Consider the following 2,146-nt stretch of genomic DNA (forward strand, 5'->3'; position numbering starts at 1 on the left):
CGCTATTGCTGCTGCGTCCGCTCGCTACCGCCGCCGCGATCCCGCCGTTGCCGCCGCTACCTGACACACTGCCGACTGACCAGTTCGCGATTGAAATGCCGCCGGAGGTTGCGCCTTCGCCCGACGGCGACGCCGCGTGGCTCGCGCCGGCGCAAACTGTGGCGCCTTCGCCGGCAATAGCGGAAAGTCCGCCGCCACTGGAGGGGCCGCCAACGCCATTGGCGCCGCTCCAGCGGTTGTCACGTGCCACGGAGTCCGCAAGTGCTGCACCTGCCGTAACCGCTGCACCTGACGACGGTAAGCCGATTTCGCTGAATCTCAAGAACGCGGACTTGAGCGCGGTCGTGCAGAGCTTCGCCAAGTTCTCGGGGCTGAACATCGTCGCAAGCGAAAAAATTCGCGGATCGGTATCGCTGAATCTCGTCGATGTGCCGTGGCGGCTTGCGTTCGATACCGTGCTCGAAGTCCACGGCCTCGCCATGGAGCGTCATGGTGAGGTGATCTGGGTCGCGCCGCTGGCTGAACTGGCGGCACGCGAACGGTTGCGTTTCGAGGCTCACGCTCGCGACGCCGATCTCGAGCCCCTCAGCAGCCGCACGTTTGTGCTGCGCTATCCGCGCGCCGACGACGTTCGTAAGCTGCTGACCGGATCGGGCAGCCAGCGGGTGTTGTCGAAGCGCGGTTCCGTCATGTCCGACGCGCGCACGAACCTGCTGTTCGTGACGGACCTTGCGGCACGGGTCGCGCAGATCGCCGAGCTGATTGCGCGCATTGACCAGCCGACGCCGCAAGTGATGATCGAGGCGCGTATCGTTGAGGGGGAGACGGGTTTTTCGCGCAACCTCGGCGTCAGGCTTTCGATGACCCCAACCGGCGACGCCGCCATCGCGCGGGGACTCGTGGCGGGAACCGAGGGCGGGCTGTTTGACCTTTCAGCGCGACCGATTGCAGGTTTCGACGTAGCAACTGCCGGCCTGACGTTGTTTGCCGCGCAAGCCACGCGGTTGCTGAATATCGAACTGAGTGCGCTGGAAACCGAGGGTCGCGGCGAAATCGTGTCGGCGCCACGCGTGATCACCGCGGACAGGGTCAAGGCGCTGGTCGAGCAGGGCACCGAGTTGCCGTATCAGGCGAAGGTCGGCAATGGCGTGTCCGGCGTGCAGTTTCGGCGAGCCGCGCTGAAACTGGAGGTCGAGCCGCAAATTACGCCGAACGGACACGTGATTCTCGACCTGGATGTATCGAAGGATAGTGTCGGCGAGCAGACGGCCGCGGGTCCTGCAATCAACACGAAACACATCCAGACTCGCGTGGAAGTGGAGGACGGAGGGACGGTGGCTATCGGCGGGATTTATTCCGCTGACGAGCGCGAAGATGTCACGGGGGTCCCACTACTCGCTAAAATTCCCCTTCTTGGATGGCTTTTCAGGCACTCCGCGCGTCGAAATTCTCGTAGTGAACTGGTTGTCTTTATCACGCCCCATATTGTCCCGGCGAGCTTGTGAAGGCCGTGGGCAAGCCTTCCAGACTCGACAAACCGGCCCTTTTGCCCTTAAGCTGCCGCACGAACGGGCCCGGAATCGGGCCTAAACTAAACATATAAGGAATCGAGTTGGAAGCCGGGCAAGCGAACGCCAACGTATTTTTCGTCGGACTCATGGGGGCAGGCAAGACCACCGTGGGGCGCGCAGTCGCGCGCCGGCTGCAGCGCTCGTTCATCGATTCGGACCATGAAATCGAGGCGCGGACAGGCGCGCGCATTCCCGTGATCTGGGAACTCGAAGGTGAGGAAGGCTTCCGGGAACGCGAGGCGCATGTCATCGAGGAACTCTCGCGGCGCGACGGCATCGTGCTCGCCACTGGCGGGGGGGCGATATTGCGTCCGGAGACGCGAAATCATCTGAAAAATCGCGGGCTGGTGATTTATCTGCGCGCCAATCCGCACGATCTCTGGCAGCGCACGCGGCGCGACAAGAACCGCCCGCTGCTGCAAACCGACGACCCGCGCGGCAAACTCGAAGCGCTCTACCGGGTGCGCGATCCGCTGTATCAGGAGTGCGCGCATTTCGTCGTGGAAACCGGGCGCCCGACGGTCAACAACCTCGTCAACATGGTGTTGATGCAACTGGAGATGGCCGGCATCACC

The 2,146-nt window shown here is 63.3% G+C and carries 2 protein-coding genes; both read left to right on the forward strand.

The features are described from left to right. The first annotated feature begins 5 nt into the window (after positions 1-5). A complete protein-coding gene (locus WCA53_RS08255) occupies positions 6-1,505 on the forward strand; it encodes a type IV pilus secretin PilQ (protein ID WP_423907853.1) in 1,500 nt (499 codons plus the stop codon). Positions 1,506-1,612: 107 nt separating this feature from the next. After that, positions 1,613-2,146: shikimate kinase AroK (aroK, locus tag WCA53_RS08260; RefSeq protein WP_423907849.1), on the forward strand; the 534-nt coding region annotated here is incomplete at its 3' end.

The organism is Caballeronia sp., from assembly GCF_049581465.1.
GTDB lineage: Bacteria > Pseudomonadota > Gammaproteobacteria > Burkholderiales > Burkholderiaceae > Caballeronia.